Source organism: Rhodococcus sp. R1101 (genome assembly GCF_000278445.1).
GTDB lineage: Bacteria > Actinomycetota > Actinomycetes > Mycobacteriales > Mycobacteriaceae > Rhodococcus > Rhodococcus gordoniae.
In genome coordinates this window covers 1-16,629 of record NZ_AJVB01000043.1, presented here as the reverse complement: position 1 = coordinate 16,629, position 16,629 = coordinate 1, and the positions used below count along the sequence as shown (strand labels likewise).

14 protein-coding genes and 1 pseudogene are annotated in these 16,629 nt (G+C 68.9%); 8 read left to right on the top strand and 7 right to left on the bottom strand.

The genetic code is table 11. The annotated features are described in order from the left end of the window. Positions 1 to 163: 163 nt before the first annotated feature. Positions 164 to 2,452, bottom strand: a complete 2,289-nt coding sequence (gene recG, locus R1101_RS0105715; protein WP_016932504.1) for an ATP-dependent DNA helicase RecG — start codon at positions 2,450 to 2,452, stop codon at positions 164 to 166. Positions 2,453 to 2,497: 45 nt separating this feature from the next. After that, positions 2,498 to 4,186, bottom strand: a complete 1,689-nt coding sequence (locus tag R1101_RS0105710) for a DAK2 domain-containing protein (protein WP_016932503.1) — start codon at positions 4,184 to 4,186, stop codon at positions 2,498 to 2,500. 236 nt (positions 4,187 to 4,422) lie between these two features. On the opposite strand from R1101_RS0105710, the gene rpmB reads away from it, so the two are divergent. Then, positions 4,423 to 4,614 carry a 50S ribosomal protein L28 gene (gene rpmB / locus R1101_RS0105705; protein ID WP_006551201.1) on the top strand — a complete coding sequence of 64 codons (192 nt, stop codon included), beginning with the start codon at positions 4,423 to 4,425 and terminating at the stop codon, positions 4,612 to 4,614. A gap of 88 nt (positions 4,615 to 4,702) precedes the next feature. Next, a pseudogene (locus R1101_RS25935) lies at positions 4,703 to 5,522 on the top strand (enoyl-CoA hydratase/isomerase family protein). Positions 5,523 to 5,550: 28 nt separating this feature from the next. Here the strand turns inward: R1101_RS25935 and R1101_RS0105695 are convergent. The 3 genes from R1101_RS0105695 to R1101_RS0105685 are packed head-to-tail and all read right to left on the bottom strand — an operon-like array spanning position 5,551 to position 7,811. Then, entirely contained in the window at positions 5,551 to 6,279 is a 729-nt protein-coding gene (locus tag R1101_RS0105695) for a uracil-DNA glycosylase (protein ID WP_016932500.1), read from the bottom strand. A gap of 3 nt (positions 6,280 to 6,282) precedes the next feature. Then, a complete protein-coding gene (locus R1101_RS0105690) occupies positions 6,283 to 6,810 on the bottom strand; it encodes a gamma carbonic anhydrase family protein (RefSeq protein ID WP_016932499.1) in 528 nt (175 codons plus the stop codon). Between the two features lie 11 nt (positions 6,811 to 6,821). Then, positions 6,822 to 7,811 (bottom strand): thiamine-phosphate kinase, encoded by a 990-nt coding sequence (locus R1101_RS0105685; protein WP_016932498.1) that lies wholly within the window; start codon positions 7,809 to 7,811, stop codon positions 6,822 to 6,824. A gap of 109 nt (positions 7,812 to 7,920) precedes the next feature. On the opposite strand from R1101_RS0105685, the gene R1101_RS0105680 reads away from it, so the two are divergent. After that, entirely contained in the window at positions 7,921 to 8,523 is a 603-nt protein-coding gene (locus R1101_RS0105680; RefSeq protein WP_198420241.1) for a DUF3515 domain-containing protein, read from the top strand. A 127-nt stretch (positions 8,524 to 8,650) separates the two neighbouring features. On the opposite strand, the gene R1101_RS0105675 is transcribed toward R1101_RS0105680, so the two are convergent. Beyond that, the gene (locus R1101_RS0105675; RefSeq protein WP_016932496.1) at positions 8,651 to 10,192 is read right to left on the bottom strand and encodes an acetyl-CoA hydrolase/transferase family protein; all 1,542 of its coding nucleotides are present in this window, start codon (positions 10,190 to 10,192) and stop codon (positions 8,651 to 8,653) included. A 349-nt stretch (positions 10,193 to 10,541) separates the two neighbouring features. On the opposite strand from R1101_RS0105675, the gene R1101_RS0105670 reads away from it, so the two are divergent. The 5 genes from R1101_RS0105670 to R1101_RS0105645 all read left to right on the top strand — a co-directional run bounded on the left by R1101_RS0105670 (position 10,542) and on the right by R1101_RS0105645 (position 16,190). Next, on the top strand, positions 10,542 to 12,674 hold the full coding sequence (locus R1101_RS0105670) for a RecQ family ATP-dependent DNA helicase (protein ID WP_016932495.1): 2,133 nt from the start codon (positions 10,542 to 10,544) through the stop codon (positions 12,672 to 12,674). 216 nt (positions 12,675 to 12,890) lie between these two features. After that, positions 12,891 to 13,397: a diaminobutyrate acetyltransferase gene (gene ectA, locus R1101_RS0105660; protein WP_016932493.1), complete on the top strand. Its 507-nt coding sequence runs from the start codon at positions 12,891 to 12,893 to the stop codon at positions 13,395 to 13,397. Between the two features lie 61 nt (positions 13,398 to 13,458). Beyond that, positions 13,459 to 14,748, top strand: a complete 1,290-nt coding sequence (gene ectB, locus R1101_RS0105655; RefSeq protein ID WP_016932492.1) for a diaminobutyrate--2-oxoglutarate transaminase — start codon at positions 13,459 to 13,461, stop codon at positions 14,746 to 14,748. Positions 14,749 to 14,806: 58 nt separating this feature from the next. Beyond that, positions 14,807 to 15,205 carry an ectoine synthase gene (locus tag R1101_RS0105650; protein ID WP_016932491.1) on the top strand — a complete coding sequence of 133 codons (399 nt, stop codon included), beginning with the start codon at positions 14,807 to 14,809 and terminating at the stop codon, positions 15,203 to 15,205. Between the two features lie 49 nt (positions 15,206 to 15,254). Next, the gene (locus tag R1101_RS0105645) at positions 15,255 to 16,190 is read left to right on the top strand and encodes a D-isomer specific 2-hydroxyacid dehydrogenase family protein (RefSeq protein ID WP_016932490.1); all 936 of its coding nucleotides are present in this window, start codon (positions 15,255 to 15,257) and stop codon (positions 16,188 to 16,190) included. Between the two features lie 38 nt (positions 16,191 to 16,228). On the opposite strand, the gene ligD is transcribed toward R1101_RS0105645, so the two are convergent. After that, the coding region (gene ligD, locus R1101_RS0105640; RefSeq protein WP_016932489.1) for a non-homologous end-joining DNA ligase LigD at positions 16,229 to 16,629 on the bottom strand (401 nt) is incomplete at its 5' end.

The following is a 16,629-nucleotide window of genomic DNA, read 5'->3' as shown; positions in this document are numbered from 1 at the left end:
GTAACATGCCGCCTTCGCCGCGCATTCCACATCGTGGGACGGAGTGGCCGGATGGCACGACTGGAACGATGCAGTGGGACCGTCCGTAACACGCTGTCAACGCTCCGGGGAGGGTGGTGGAAACCTCACCGGAGGTTCTACGGCACGGTGTACGGCACGTAACTCAGGACTTGTCGAGGTACTCGACGCGTTCGGCGTCGAGCGCCGCGCGCACCATGCTCGCGAGCCCCGGGTGCTGTTCGAGGCCCGGATCCTTCTCGGTCACCGTCCGGGAGAAGTCGCGGGCCGCCTCGATGACGTCGGCGTCGTCGACGAGCGAGAGCAACCTGAGCGTCGACACCGTGCCGGACTGGGCGACCCCGAGGACGTCGCCCTCCCGTCGCAAGTGCAGATCGAGCTGGGCGAGTTCGAACCCATCGGTGGTGCCGGCGACGGCCTCGAGCCGCATCATCGTCGGGGTGCCGGGCTTCGCGTCGGTCACGAGCAGACACAACCCCTGGTGCCCACCGCGGCCGACGCGACCGCGCAGCTGGTGCAGCTGGCTGACACCGAACCGGTCGGCGTCGACGATCACCATCACCGTCGCGTTCGGCACGTCGACACCGACCTCGACGACGGTCGTGCACACCAACACGTCGAGCTCCGCCGCGTTGAAGGCCTGCATCACGGCGTCCTTCTCGTCGCCGGGCAACCGGCCGTGCAGCAGACCCACCCGCAGGTCGCGCAGCGGGCCGGAGGTCAGGAACTCGAACTGCTCGAGCACCGAGGTGGTCTCGGGTGGCGCCTGCCTACCCTTCCCCGAGCCCGGCTCGGGAGCGCCCGGATCGAGGAGCGCGTCGTCATCGGAATCGCCGTCGCCGATGCGTGAGCACACCACATAGGCCTGCCTCCCGTCGGCGACCTCTTCTCGGATACGTTCCCACGCCCGGTCGACCCACGTCGGGTGCACCTTCGCCGGGACCACGCGGCTGACGATCGGCGACCGCCCTCGGGGCAGTTCGCGCAGGGTCGAGACCTCGAGGTCGCCGAGCACGGTCATCGCGATGGTGCGCGGGATGGGCGTCGCGGTCATCACCAGCACGTGCGGTGACGCCCCGTCGCGGCCGCGCGACCGCAATGCGTCGCGCTGCTCGACGCCGAACCGGTGCTGCTCGTCGATCACCACGAGACCGAGGTCGAAGAACTGCACCTTGTCCTCGATGAGCGCGTGGGTGCCGATGACGATCCCGGCATCTCCCGTCACCGCCTCGTTGAGCGCGGCCCGCTTGCGCGCGACCCCCATCGAGCCGGTCAGCAGGGTCACGCGGGTCGCGAGTTCGTGGGCACCCAGTTCGCCCGCCGCCGCGAGGTCGCCGAGCATCGTGGTCAACGAGCGGGCGTGCTGCGCCGCGAGCACTTCGGTGGGTGCGAGCAGGGCGCACTGCCGCCCGGAGTCGATCACCTGCAGCATCGCCCGCAGCGCGACGATGGTCTTGCCCGAACCGACCTCGCCCTGCAGCAATCGGTTCATGGGGTGTTCTCGGGCCAGATCGGCGGAGATCTCCTCCGCCACGGCGAGCTGGCCGGCCGTCAGCTCGAAGGGCAGGCGCCGATCGAACTCGTCGGCGATTCCGTCCGCGCGGTGCGGACAGGACGGCGCCGAACGCACCTCGACGTCGTGCCGGCGGCCCGCGAGCACGAGCTGCACCGCGGCGGCCTCGTCGAACCGCAGGCGGTCGCGTGCCCGGTCGATCTCCTGCTTCGTGTCGGGCAGGTGGATCGATCGCAGGGCATCGTCGAGACCCACGAAGCCGTGCTCGTCGCGGACCCACGCGGGCAGCGGATCGTCGACGTGGTCGAGCTGGTCGAGCACCTGCCGCACGCAGCGCATGACGGTCCACGACTCGACCTCGCGGGTCGCGCGGTACATCGGGATCAGCGCGCGGTCGAAGACCGACATGTCAACCCCGGAGCCGTCCTGCGCGGTACGCGCGAGACCCGCCAGGGCACCGGCGCCCCGCACCCGGGCGGGGGCCGCCGAGACGAGATCGTCCGCGTCGCGCGGCTCGGGAAGCACGAGATAGCTCGGGTGGGTCAGGCTCCACTTGTCGCGGAAGTACTTCACGGTGCCCGAGAACATCGCGCGCACACCGGGCTTGATGTTGTGCTTGACCCGGTGCGGATTGAAGAAGGTGACGTCGATGCTGTGGCGATCGGAGCGCAGCCGTACCGCGAGGCGCTTCCCGGCGCGGGACTTCATCGGCACCTCCTGCGCCGATTCGACCCGCGCGATGATCGTGATGTGCCTGCCCTCCTCGGGCCGGCTCTCACCGAGCTCGGCGCCCTGGGTGGCGTAGCGGTGCGGATAGTGCCGCAGCAGATCCTCGACGGTGGCCATCCCGAACGCGTCGTGCAAGGCGTCCGCCGTCTTGCGGCCGAGGACATGATCGAGCCGGTCCGCGAGTGTCGCCACTGCCGTCCCTTCCGCTACTCGTGCGGTGGCCTCGCGGCGCACCGGCTACTCGACGCCGAGCTGCAGCAGGTCGCTGCGCTGACCGCCCTGATAGACCACCACGTCGATCTCCGGGTGGCGGCGATCGAGGTGGTCGGCCAGTTGCTCGACGAGTCCGTCGGGAGCATCGGCCCCGACCAGCATCGTCACGAGCTCGCCGCCCGCGGCGAGAAGCCTGTCGAGCAGCGATGCTCCCGCTGTCACCAGATCATGCTCGATCACTACGACATCATGGCCGGCGAGGCCGAGACTGTCGCCGGGCTCGCACGTTCCGACCCAGGTCAGAGCACGTTCGTTCGCGTACCGCAGCGACCCCCAGCGCACGCACGACGCCGCCTCCGACATCGCGAACGCATCGTCGACGGTGGCCCGCATCGGATCGTGCACGGCCAACGACGCCAGCCCCTGGACCACCGAGGACGACGGCAGGAACATCACGTCGCAGTCCTCCCGCCGCGCCCGGGCGCCCACGGCGACGACGTCCTGCGCGGAGAGCGCACCGTTGGGGAGCACGAGGACGTCCCGGCTCGGCAGTGCCCGGATCGCCGCGAGCAGCTCGTCGGGGACGGAGATCTTCTCCGCCCGCAGCACCTGCGCGCCCTCCGCTTCGAACAGTTCGGCAGCACCGTCGCCGCCGACCACCGCGAGGACCGCGCGGGACTGCTCCCCCGCCGTGTGGGTGTGCGCCGGGACTGCGGCCGGGCCCGACGCGGCGGCTCCGTCGCCGCACCCGCGACGTGCGGACTCGAGCGCGAAGCACGTGATGTCGATGCGACGCAGGGCACCCGCCGCGAGACCGGCCTCGACCGCTGCTCCGGGATTGCAGCAGTGCACGTGCACGGACCAGCAACCCGACTCCCCGGCGACGATCGCCACGGAGTCTCCCAGCACGTCGAGATGGGAACGCAGGGCGGCGATGCGCGTGTCGTCGGAGTTCTCGACGAGATACATCACCTCGTACTCCTGCTGGTCGCTGTCGTGGCGGTCGTCGACGATCTCGGGTTCGACCACGGGACGCGAGGCGCCGGCGAGCACCATCCGGCGGTCGGGGCGCGTTCCCGTGGTGACCTCGACCAGGCAGTCGAGCAGCACGAGCAGGCCGAGACCGCCGGCGTCGACCACCCCTGCCTCGGCGAGGACGTCGAGCTGGGTGGTGGTGCGCTGCAGCGCGTCGGCAGCGGCGTCGGCGCTGGCGACGACCACCTCGCACACGGTCGGGTCGGTCTCCGCGGCAGCGCGGACGGCACCGTCGGCTGCGGCTTCGAGGACGCTGACGATCGTGCCCTTCGCGGGCGCGCTGAGCGCTCCGGTCACGAGCGCCGCGGCGTTCGAGAGTGCGGCGGCGAGATCGGCGGCGCCGACGGTCGTCAGCCCGGCGACCGCGTCGGCCACACCGCGCAGGGCCTGCGCAAGGATGATCCCCGAATTGCCCCGGGCGCCGGTGAAGGCGCCGCGTGCGAGCCCCTCGGCGACGTCGGACGCGGTGAGCGCGCCGTCCGCGGGGCCACCGATCCGGGCCGCGGCGGCCTGCAGGGTGCTGAGCAGGTTGTTTCCGGTGTCGCCGTCGGGCACCGGGAAGACGTTGAGCGAGTTGATCTCGGCTCGGCGCTGTTCGAGCGCGTCCACACCGAACTCGACCCACCTGCGCAGCGCTCGCCCATCCACCGTGTCCTCGGCTTCGAGCAACGATTCCACCCCCTTCGCCTCTCGCCTCCGGGCCGCATCCGCCACTACGATGGGTACCGATCGCCACGGTGCCGAGCCCTGGCGAACAGGTTAACCGCGAGCCGTCCCGGCGTCCGGTTTGGCCATCCGCACTCGAGTTCGCTAAGCTTGCCGGGTTGCCTCGCACGGGTGGCTCGTTCCCCGTGTTTGCAGGGCGAAACAACACAGACAGAAGATCTATCCACTAGACACAAGGAGTTCGCGACATGGCTGCCGTCTGCGACGTATGCGCCAAGGGCCCCGGCTTCGGGAAGTCGGTCTCGCACTCGCACCGGCGTACCAACCGTCGCTGGAACCCGAACATCCAGAGCGTGCGCGCTCAGGTTGCACCGGGCAACACCCGCAAGATGAACGTGTGCACCTCCTGCCTCAAGGCCGGCAAGGTCGTCCGCGGCTGATTCCCGGTCGAGTCGTAGTGAAGGCCCCTTGCGCTGATTGCGCAGGGGGCCTTCACTGTTCGATTCTGCGGCCGGATATCGTGCGGGAATGACCGAGAACCAAGTTTCCTTTCCTGCCGGCAACGGCTCTCTTCACCCGCTGGTGAGTGTGGAGGACCGGGTCCTGCGGATCGCCGTGGCGACCTCCGAGTACGGCACCTCCCTGTCCCCCGCGGGAATGGAGCAGGGCATCGCGGCTCTGCGGGCGGCAGGCCCGGAGATCGGCGCCGTCCTGCTCGTCGGCGAGGGCGCGAACTTCTGTGCGGGCGGCAACGTCCACGGATTCGCCGCGGCCGAGGATCGTGGCGCCCACCTGTTCGAGGTCGCGAGTCTCTTCCACGACTTCGTCCGTGAGCTGAACAAGGCCGCCGTCCCGGTCGTCGCCGCCGTGCACGGCTGGGCTGCGGGCGCCGGCATGAAGCCTCGCGTTGCTCGCGGACATCGCGCTCGCCGGCCCGGGTACGAAGATGCGCGCCGCGTACCCCTCGATCGGTTTCTCGCCCGACGGCGGGATGTCCTGGACCCTGCCGCGGATCGTCGGTCCGGCGCGGGCGCGCGAGATCATCATGACCGATGCCGTGATCGGCGCCGACGAAGCCGTGCGTCTGGGTCTGCTGAGCCGGCTCGTCGCCGACGGGGAGATCCAGGGAGAGGGGTTGCGGCTCGCCCGAACCCTCGCCCACGGCCCGACGCAGTCCTACGCCTCGATCCGCTCGCTCGTCGCCGAGTCGGCAGGACGGTCGCTGTCGGAGCACCTCGACGCGGAAGCCGCCGCGATCTCCGCGGCCGCGACGAGCCCCACGGGCATCGAGGGCGTCGATTCCTTCGTCGCCAAGCGCCGCCCCGACTGGGATTCGATCCGCGCCTGACGATCCGGTATCGGTGGCGGACCGGTGGTCAGGGCAGTCGCCAGTCCACCGGTTCGCCGCCCTGTTCGACGAGGAGAGCGTTCGCGCGGGTGAACGGACGCGACCCGAAGAACCCGCGGGAAGCCGACAGCGGGGACGGATGCGCCGACTTCACGGTGGGCGCACCGCCGAGCATGGGCTCGAGGGTCGCCGCGTCGCGGCCCCACAGGATGGCGACGAGCGGGGTACCGCGCGCGACCAGCGCGCGGATGGCCTGCTCCGTCACCGCCTCCCAGCCCTTGCCCCGGTGCGAGGCCGGCTGGCCCGGCGCGACCGTGAGCACCCGGTTGAGCAACAGGACGCCGTGCTGCGTCCACGGCGACAGGTCGCCCGTGGACGGCTGCGGCAGATCGAGATCCTCGGTGTACTCGCGGTAGATGTTGGCGAGACTGCGAGGGATCGGACGGACGTCCGGAGCCACCGAGAAGCTCAGTCCCACAGCGTGACCGGGAGTGGGATAGGGATCCTGCCCGACGATCAGGACGCGTACCGCCTCGAAGGGCTGGGCGAAGGCCCGCAGCACGTTCGGGCCGGACGGCAGGTAGCTGCGTCCCGCGGCGAGTTCCGCGCGGAGGAACTGCCCCATGGCGGTGATGTCGTCGGCGACGGGTTCGAGCGCTCGGGCCCACCCCGGGTCGACGAGTTCGGAGAGGGGGCGGCCGGATCGGGGTTCACCCTCTCCACCGGACGCGGACTGTGTGTCGACGGTGTCGGCCACCTGTCACTCCTGGTCGATACGGCGGAGGGCGGTCCGGTAGTAGGCCGCGTTCGCTGCGTACATCTCGGCGTTGGCGTCGAAGTTGTTCTCGGGAACCTCGTACCCCTCGCGGACCTTCGCGGGGATGCCCATCGCCATGCGGCGGGGCGGGAGTTCGAATCGCGGAGGGATCAGGGCGCCGGCGGCGACCTGGGCACCGGCACCGATGACCGAGCCGTTGAGGACGAGCGAACCCGACCCGATCAGTGCACCGTCACCGATGGTGGAGCCTTCGATGTGCGCGTTGTGACCGACGACGCACCGCGCACCGATGACGGTGGCCTCGATCGCGGTGCAGTGGATGATCGTGCCGTCCTGGATGTTGGTCTTCTCCCCCACGGTGATCGTGCCGTAGTCCCCGCGCAGCACCGCCGAAGGCCACACGGAGGCCCCGGCACCGAGGGTGACGTTGCCGATCACGACCGCGTCGGGGTGAACCCATGCGTCGGGATGGATATCGGGGACACGCTCGCCGAGTGCGTAGACAGCCATGACTGCAGAACCTATCTCGAGTCGGGACCCTGGGATGCAGCGCCCGGCGCGAAGCTCTCCCAGCCTCCGGATCCCTCCCGGACTTCCCCGTCGACGGTGACACCGGCGCCCTCGAGCACCACCCCGATCGGCCGCCATCCGTCCGGCAGGGCGACCCCGCGCGGGAAGCATGCCGCGAGGGCGTGGTCCTCGCCGCCGGTGAGGATCCACTCCCACGGATCGGCCGACAGCGCCTCACCGGCCTTCCGGAGCTGCGTGTCGGGAGTGAGCGCGTCGGAGTCCAGGTCGATCGCGACTTCCGAAGCGGTACAGATGTGCCCGAGGTCGGCGACGAGACCGTCGGAGATATCGGTGCAGGCGTGGGCACCCGCCGCCGCGGCGGCAGGGCCTGCAGCGTAGGGCGGAGTAGGCACGAGATGCGACGCGACGAGCTCGGGGAACTCCGCGTTGCCGGCAAGCAGCAGAGCGAGGCCGGCTGCCGAGCGGCCGGTGCTGCCGGCGAGTGCGACGACGTCACCGGGACGGGCGGTCGAGCGGAGCAGCGGGGGTCGGCCCTCGAGGTCGCCGAGCACGGTGACCGACACGATCACCTGGCCGGCCTGCACGAGGTCGCCCCCCACCACTCCGGCACCAAGCTCCTCCGCGGCTTCCCCGATTCCCGCGGAGATGCCGTCGAGCACGGCGACGGGAGTGTCGGGCGGGCACCCGAGACCGACGACGAAGGCGGTGGGGCGTGCCCCGACCGCGGCGACGTCCGCCCCGTTCTGGGCGACGGCCTTGCGCCCGACCTGTTGCGGGCCGGACCAGTCGAACCGGAAGTGACGTCCTTCGACGAGCATGTCGGTGGAGATCGCGATACGGCCGTCGGCCGCTGCCACGACCGCCGCGTCGTGGCCCGGACCGACGAGCGTGCTGCGTGGCTGTCGCCGTGCCCTCACCGCCCGTTCGATCACGGGAAACTCCCCGATGTCGGAGACGGTGGGTCCGGTCGGGTTCGTCACGGTGACGGTCGCCTCTTTCTCGGTCGGCGGCGGGAGAGAGCCGGCACGTGTCCTGCTACGTTCGGTTCACGCTACCGCCCCCTGTCCCCGAGCCCGGATTCTGGACACGATGAACGACACCTCTGCTTCCGACCGCGAACCCTCCGACGGCGTCCCCGGCGAGACGTCCGAAACGGATGCGACCCGCCGCAGTCCCGCCCTGATCGCCACGGCGATCGCACTGCCCGTCGCTCTGCTGGTCGGGGTGGTCGTGGCGGCCGTGACGGTGTCCCGGTCACCTGTGAACACGCCCGTCGGTCTGGGTCCCGTGCCCGCCCCCGAGGCCGAATCCGAATCGTGCGCGCAGTTGCTCGCGGCCCTGCCCGAGGAGCTCGGCGACTACACGCGCGCCGAACTGGCCGACCCGGCTCCGGTGGGCGCCGCGGCCTGGCAGTCCGACGAGGGCGACGAGGTGGTCCTGCGCTGCGGTCTCGACCGGCCCGACGAGTTCGACCAGGCAGCGGCTCTGCAGGTGATCGACGAGGTGCAGTGGTTCGAGGTGTCGGGGGCCGAGCAGGGCATCCCGGCGAGCACGTGGTTCACGGTCGATCGTCCGGTCTACGTGGCGCTGACCGTGCCCGACGGTTCCGGGCCGACCCCGCTGCAGGACATCACGGCGGCGATCGAAGCGACGCTCCCGCAGCAGCAGATCGATCCGGCGCCGATCCGCTGAACCGGCCATACCCGGCGGTGGGTCACCGAGCCGGACATACCTGGCGGCGGGTCACCGAGCCGGACGAAGGTCGGCCCCGGCACCGTGGATGTGGTGCCGGGGCCGACCTCGTTCGTCGCCGCGTCGATCAGGACGCGTGCATGGTCCCCGTGCGCTGGTAGCGCTCGTGGAAGGAGAACGCCTCACCGAGCAGGTGCGGGGTGTGGCCTGCTCCGGGAGCCGCTTCGGCGCGCTCGATGTAGTCGAGCAGTTCGGCGCGGTAGTCGGGATGCGCGCAGCGCTCCACGACGACCCGCGACCGACGACGGGGAGACAGGGCGCGAAGATCGGCGAGACCCTGTTCGGTCACGATGACCTGCACGTCGTGCTCTGTGTGGTCGACGTGCGGCACCATCGGAACGATCGAGGAGATCGCGCCGCCACGGGCGGTCGACGGGCTCAGGAACATCGACAGGTAGCCGTTGCGCGCGAAGTCGCCGGAGCCACCGATACCGTTCATGATGCGGGTGCCCATCACGTGGGTGGAGTTGACGTTGCCGTAGACGTCGGCCTCGAGCATGCCGTTCATGGCGATGATGCCGAGGCGGCGCACGATTTCCGGGTGATTGCTGATCTCCTGTGGCCGCAACATGATGTGGTCGCGGTAGAAGTCGATGTTCTCGACGAAGTCGTTCAGTCCCGCTTCGGACAGCGCGAGGGCGGTGGCCGAGGCGAACCGGACGGTGCCGTGCTTGACGAGGTCGAGCATGCCGTCCTGGATCACCTCCGAGTAGCAGGTCAGCCCTCGGTACGGTCCGCTGTCGAGACCGGCGAGCACGGCGTTGGCGACGTTGCCGACACCCGACTGCAACGGCAGCAGCGTGTCGGCGGGCAGCCGTCCCGCGGCGACCTCGTGTGCGAAGAAGTCGAGGACGTGCTCTGCGATGGCCTGGCTGGTGGCATCCGGAGCGGTGAGCGCCGTGGCACTGTCGGGCCGGTCGGTCTCGACCACCGCGACGACACGCTCCGGATCGATCCGGAAGTAGGGCTGGCCGATGCGATCCTCCACGTGGGTGAGGTCGATCGGGCGGCGGTTCGGGGGAAGCGCAGTGCCGTAGTAGACGTCGTGCACACCGTCCATGGCGGCGGGGATCCACGAGTTGACCTCGAGGATCACCTTCTCGGCCACGTCGAGCCAGGTCTTGTTGTTACCGATGGATGTGGCGGGGATCAGCTCGCCGTTCTCGGTGATGCCGGAGATCTCGACGACCGCCACGTCCACGTGTCCGTAGTAGCCCTCCCAGACCTGCTGCGCGACGTGCGACAGATGGATGTCGACATAGTCCATCCGGCCCTCGTTGATCCGCCCGCGTGCGGTGGGCTCCGCCTGGTACGGCATACGCAGCGCGATTCCGTCGACGTCGGCGAGCATGCGTTCGGTGTCGGAGGCGACCGACGCGCCGGTGAGCAGGTTGATCCGGAAGTCGCCACCGGTCGCGCGCGTGCGCCGGATGTGTTCGGCGAGCGCAGGGGTAACGGCCTTCGGGGTGCCTGCACTGGCGAAACCGCTGATGGCGACCGTATCGCCGGGGCGGATCCACTGGACGGCTTCCTGCGCGGACACGATCTTGTTGCGGTAGGTCTCATGACGTACCCGAGCCTCGGCCGGGGTCACGACGACCGACTCCACAGACGGTGCTGCGGGGGATGAAAGGGCTGCGTACATGACGACGACCATAGCGGCGCGGATGATCCGCTCGTCACACTCGGGCCGGACCGGCGATCGCCGTCACCAATATGGACACAGAGTGTCACGAGTCGCACTCCAAGATCGATGCTATCGGAAGTTGTTGTTCCGCAGGATTTTACATCATGATTTCTGCCACGCCGTGCGACACTCGGTGCCACCTCCTTTCTCAGGCCACGTCCGGTCACGTTCTTCACGGTATCCCCGTTCGCCGCCGCATCGGTACCGTTCACCGCCGGTGACGAACCGTTCACCGCTGCCGTGACGGAACGACGTCGTGCACGATTGCAGCATGACGAACTCCACCGAGCTGTTGCGCGACGACGCCGAGCATCTCCTCCGCGAGCTGGCGGGTCCCGACGCCCGGCTCCGCGACGACCAATGGGTCGCGATCGAAGCGCTCGTGGTGCACCGTCGCCGCGCCCTCGTCGTGCAGCGCACGGGCTGGGGGAAGTCGGCCGTCTACTTCATCTCCGCCAAGTTGTTGCGTCGACAGGGCCGGGGTCCGACCGTGATCGTCTCGCCGCTGCTCGCGCTCATGCGGAACCAGGTCGCGGCCGCCGAGCGGGCCGGCGTCCACGCGGCGACCATCAACTCCGGCAATGTCACGGAGTGGGACTCGATCCACGAGCAGATCGCGGCGGGCGAGGTCGACGTGCTCCTCGTGAGCCCCGAGCGCCTCAACAATCCCGACTTCCGCGACCAGGTGTTACCGTCTCTCGCCCGCGATGCCGGACTGGTGGTCGTCGACGAGGCGCACTGCGTGTCGGACTGGGGTCACGACTTCCGGCCCGACTACCGCCGTATCCGCACCCTCGTCTCCGAACTCGGCGACGACATCCCGGTGCTGGCGACGACCGCGACCGCCAACGATCGGGTGGTGGCGGACATCGCCGCACAACTCGGTGTGGGCGGGAACGCCGATGTCGGCGGGAGCAGCGATCCCGGCCCCGGCGAGACACTCGTGCTGCGCGGCGGGCTCGACCGTCCGTCGCTGCACCTGTCGGTGGTGCGGATCGACGAGCCGGCACGACGTGCGGCGTGGCTCGCGCAGCATCTGAAGGACCTGCCGGGATCGGGCATCGTCTACGCGTTGACGGTCTCCGCCGCCCGCGACCTCGCAGCGCTCCTGGCCGACCACGGCTACGCGGTGGCCGCGTACACCGGGCAGACCGAACCGACCGAACGCGAACAACTCGAGGCCGACCTGCTCGACAACAAGGTCAAGGCACTCATCGCCACCTCGGCACTCGGCATGGGTTTCGACAAGCCCGACCTCGGCTTCGTGGTCCATCTCGGCGCCCCGTCGTCGCCGATCTCCTACTACCAGCAGGTGGGGCGCGCGGGTCGCTCCACCGACCGTGCCGAGGTGGTCCTGCTCCCCGGCCCGGAAGACCGCCGGATCTGGCAGTGGTTCGCGTCCGTCGCCTTCCCGGACGAGACTCTCGTCCGTCGTGTGATCGCGGCTCTCGATACCGAACGGCCGGTGTCGACCCCCGCCCTCGAACCGCGGGTCGACCTCACCCGCTCACGCCTGGAGATGGTCCTCAAGGTTCTCGATGTCGACGGAGCCGTGAAGAGGGTCAAGGGTGGCTGGATCGCCACCGGGCAGCCGTGGGTGTACGACGACGAGCGGTACGGGCGCCTCGAGGAGGCACGCGCGGCGGAGCAGGAGGCAATGCTCGAATACGAGCACACCACCGAATGCCGCATGGTCTTCCTGCGTCGCCAGCTCGACGACCCCGGACTCGATGCGCAGGGCTCCGGCTGCGGTCGCTGCGACAACTGCACCGGCTCCCGGTGGGCGACGTCCGTCGGCGACGACGAGGTCGCCCGGACCCGGGCCCGACTCGAACGCCCCGGCGTCGATCTGCCGCCGCGCCGCCAGTGGCCCACCGGGATGTCGACGCTCGGGATTCCCCTGTCGGGACGGATCGCGGACGGACCTCGTCCCGGCCGCGTCCTGGGTCGGCTGTCGGATCTGGGCTGGGGGCCTCGGCTCCGGGAACTGCTCGACGGGCCGGATCGTGAGGTACCGAAGGCGGTGGTCGACGCGTCGATCGCGGTGCTCGCCGCGTGGGACTGGGAGGAACGACCGACCGCGGTCATGGCGCTGGAATCCCCCGACCATCCCCTCCTCGTGGAGTCCCTCGCGTCACGATTGGCACAAATCGGACGATTACGAGATCTAGGTGTACTACGACGCCGGAGCGGGAATACGGAGCCCACGGCAGCGAACTCGGCATACCGGGTCGCCGCGCTGATCGATGCGTGGGAACAACCCGACACGATCGGGTCGAGTGGTCCGATCCTCCTCGTCGACGCGGTGACCGACACCGGCTGGACGTTCACCATGGCGGCGAGAACCCTCGTCGCCGCGGGGGCCGACGCGGTGTTGCCGTACGCACTCGCGAGCCCGAAGTAATCGCCACGAGGAGGACCGACGTAACATGTTTGTGACCGGTATCACAACATGCGCTCCACCTGCACGGACCACAGGGTTCCGATCCCGATTCCGGACATCGAGGTGATCTCGATACCGGAAGTTGTTAGGTTGAAAGGACATATGAGGCCCGTCAAGGAAAGAAGTACCCCGACCCCCGACTCGGCTGAATCGAATATCGCGACCACCCCTCGGGGCGTGGCCGCATCCGAGTCCGGTAGTGAGCCGGCTGCAATCGAATTCCGGCGTCCGCGTATCGCCGACGGTAGGCGACTCTGGCAGATCGCGCGTGATTCGCAGGTTCTCGACGTCAATTCCGGTTACGCATATGTGTTGTGGTGTCGCGATTTCGCCGACACATCGGTTGTCGCAACCGACGATACCGATCGCCCTGTGGGGTTCGTGACCGGCTACCGCCGTCCCGATTCCCCGCACACACTGTTCGTCTGGCAGGTGGCGGTCGACGCCGATCAGCGTGGACGCGGAGTGGCGGGCCGCATGCTCGATGCCCTCCTCGACCGACTCGAGCCGCTCGGCGTGACCCGTCTGGAAACGACGGTGAGCCCCGACAACGAGGCGTCGATCGCAATGTTCACCGCTCTCGCACGTCGCCGTGGAACGCATATCACTCGCACAGAGTTGTTTGCCCCCGACGATTTCCCCGATTCCCATCTGGCCGAGGATCTGTACACCGTCGGCGAATGATCGCAGCGCATCTGCGCGCGAAAATCTCATAATCTTCGAATAATCACAGGAGGACCACGACATGACCATCCTGGAAAACAAGCCCGAGACCACCCCCAATTCCGACACCGCAATTTTCTCGCACCTCGAATCCGAGGTCCGCAGTTACAGCCGCGGTTGGCCCGTCGTTTTCGACAAGGCATCGGGATCCTGGCTGCGCAGCGAGGACGGGAAGGACTACCTCGACTTCTTCGCCGGCGCCGGAGCCCTGAACTACGGCCACAACAACCCTGTTCTCAAGTCGGCGCTCGTCGACTACATCATGGGCGACGGCATCACCCACGGCCTCGACATGCACACCGTCGCCAAGCGCACGCTCCTCGAGACCTTCGAATCCCACGTGCTCGCACCCCGCGGCCTGGACTACAAGGTCCAGTTCCCCGGCCCGACCGGCACCAACGCGGTCGAGGCAGCGCTCAAGCTCGCCCGCAAGGTCACCGGCCGTGAGTCGATCATCAACTTCACCAACGCTTTCCACGGTATGACCCTGGGGGCCCTGTCGGTGACCGGTAACTCCATGAAGCGCGCCGGCGCAGGCATCCCCCTCGTGCACGCCACGCCGATGCCGTTCGACAACTACTTCAACGGCGTCACCGAGGACTTCCAGTGGTTCTCGCGCGTCCTCGACGACGCGGGCAGCGGACTCAACCGTCCCGCCGCGGTCATCGTCGAGACCGTGCAGGGTGAGGGTGGCGTGAATGTCGCTCGCCCCGAATGGCTTCGCGCTCTCGCCGACCTGTGCCGGGAACGCGACATCCTGCTCATCGTCGACGACGTGCAGATGGGCTGCGGCCGCACCGGTCCGTTCTTCTCGTTCGAGATCGCCGGCATCACGCCCGACATCGTGACCCTGTCCAAGTCGATCGGTGGCTACGGAATGCCGTTGGCGCTCACCCTGTTCAAGCGTGAACTCGACGTGTGGGGGCCGGGCGAGCACAACGGCACCTTCCGCGGCAACAACCCGGCCTTCGTGACGGCCGCCGCCGCCCTCGAGCACTACTGGTCCGACGACAAGCTCGAGCGCGAGACCCTGCGCAAGGGCGAGCGCATCCGTCAGACCTTCATGAACCTGTCCGACATGTTCGAGGGTGTCTCGACCCGCGGCCGCGGCCTGGTCCAGGGTCTGGTCTTCGAGAACCCGGACGACGCCGAGAAGGTCTGCGCCCTGGCCTTCGAGGAGGGTCTGCTCGCCGAGACCTCCGGTCCGTCGGACGAGGTCGTCAAGCTGCTGCCGCCGCTGACCATCACCGACGACGAACTCGAGTTCGGGCTCAACATCCTCGCGGAAGCGACCGCCAAGGTCCGCTCCTGAGCGGTCCGCTTCTCCGCCCGTCCCGAACCGATTTGCAGAAGAAGGACTTTCGACACCCATGATCGTTCGCACGACAGAAGAGATCACCGGCACCGAGCGTGATGTCCTCTCCGAGGACGGCCAGTGGCGCAGCAAGCGCATCATCCTCGCCGGCGACAAGGTGGGCTTCTCGTTCCACGAGACGACCATCGAGCCCGGCACCGTCAACGAGTTCCACTACGCCAACCACGTCGAAGCCGTGTGGCTGGTCGAGGGCACCGGCAAGCTGCAGGATCTCGACAACGACGTGGAGTACGAGCTCGCCCCGGGCTCGATGTACCTGCTCGACGGGCACGAACGTCACCGTGTGCTCCCGGAGACGCGGATGCGCATGCTCTGCGTCTTCAACCCCCCGGTGACCGGCCGCGAGGTGCACGACGAGAACGGTGTGTACCCGTTGATCGAGGAACCCGCCTGAGCGCGGTAACCACGTGACCGATGCGGGGCGGACGCTTAGAGTCGAGAACATGACTCCCGAGCGTGCGCCCCGCATCGCTGTCGGTCCCGAGCGCGACCCCCGCTTCGAACGGGCGGTCGTGGCTGGGGGCGGTGTGTGCTGCAGGCTCGAGGACGCCCCCGACGCGCTCGTCTGGACTGCCGGGCCACAGAACTTCCCCGAGGCCCTACCCGCCTCCGTCCGCTGGGTGCAGCTCCCCTCCGCCGGAGTCGAGTACTGGTTGTCGCAGGGCGTCGTCAAGGCCCACCCGCGGGTCACCTGGACGTCCGCCGCGGGCGCGTACTCGGCGGCCGTCGCCGAACACGCCCTTCTCCTTCTCCTCGCCGGGGTCCGGGCGTTACCGGCCCACCTGGCCGCCACATCGTGGGCACCCGAGAGCCTTGCTCCCGCCGTCGGCACCCTCCGGGGCGCGACCGTCGGGATCGTCGGCGCAGGTGGTGTCGGCCGGGCGCTGATCCCGATGCTGGCCGCACTGGGCGCCCACACCCTCGCCGTCACCCGGAGCGGCCGTCCCGTGCCCGGGGCCGTCGAGACATTCCCCGTCGAACGGATCGACGAGTTATGGCCTCTCGCAGATCATGTCGTCATCTCCGCAACGGCCACACGAGACGTCGAGACCCTCGTCGGCGCCACTGAACTCACCGCGATGAAATCCACGGCGTGGGTCGTCAACGTGTCCCACGGCGAACTCGTCGACACCGATGCCCTCGTCGCCGCACTCCGGTCCGGCACGATCGGCGGTGCAGGTCTCGACGTCACCGACCCCGAACCGCTCCCGGACGATCATCCGTTGTGGACCCTGCCCAACGCCGTGATCACACCCCACGATTCCAATCCGCCGCCACTACGTATCCCGGCCTATCTCGAGCACGTCACCGAGAACGTCACGCGCTTCGCATCCGGACTCGTACCGATCGGGGTCATCGACCCCAGCGCCGGATATTAGACCGCGGCTGTCAGGCCACGCCTACGAGGCCACCGGGCTCACTCCGACCCCCTCTCCTGCTTCTCGTCGCGCTCCGCCCATTCGAGCAGCGGCTCGAGGGAGAAGACCGCCTCGTCGATACCCGCGTGCAGGTCGCCGAGCTCCTCGACGCGCTTCGGTACGGTCCGGATCGTGAAGTCCCTCGGCTCCAGGTCGTCGATCTCGTCCCACCGGACGGGGGTGGAGACCGTCGCCTCGGGCACACCGCGGACCGAATAGGCGCTGGCGATCGTGTGATCGCGCGAATTCTGGTTGTAGTCGACGAACACCGCCGACGGGTCGCGGTCCTTGCGCCACCACGCCGTCGTCACCTCCCCGGACGCGCGCCGTTCCACTTCACGCGCGAAAGCCCATGCGGCTCTTCGGACGTCGTCGAAACCCCATTCGGGGGCGATGCGAA

Excerpts from the sequence above, each read along its gene's own strand:
- rpmB (WP_006551201.1), top strand. The coding sequence starts at position 4,423 with ATGGCTGCCGTCTGCGACGTATGCGCCAAGGGCCCCGGCTTCGGGAAG.
- R1101_RS0105690 (WP_016932499.1), bottom strand. The coding sequence starts at position 6,810 with ATGGCTGTCTACGCACTCGGCGAGCGTGTCCCCGATATCCATCCCGAC.
- R1101_RS0105680 (WP_198420241.1), top strand. The coding sequence starts at position 7,921 with ATGAACGACACCTCTGCTTCCGACCGCGAACCCTCCGACGGCGTCCCC.
- R1101_RS0105670 (WP_016932495.1), top strand. The coding sequence starts at position 10,542 with ATGACGAACTCCACCGAGCTGTTGCGCGACGACGCCGAGCATCTCCTC.
- ectB (WP_016932492.1), top strand. The coding sequence starts at position 13,459 with ATGACCATCCTGGAAAACAAGCCCGAGACCACCCCCAATTCCGACACC.
- R1101_RS0105650 (WP_016932491.1), top strand. The coding sequence starts at position 14,807 with ATGATCGTTCGCACGACAGAAGAGATCACCGGCACCGAGCGTGATGTC.
- R1101_RS0105645 (WP_016932490.1), top strand. The coding sequence starts at position 15,255 with ATGACTCCCGAGCGTGCGCCCCGCATCGCTGTCGGTCCCGAGCGCGAC.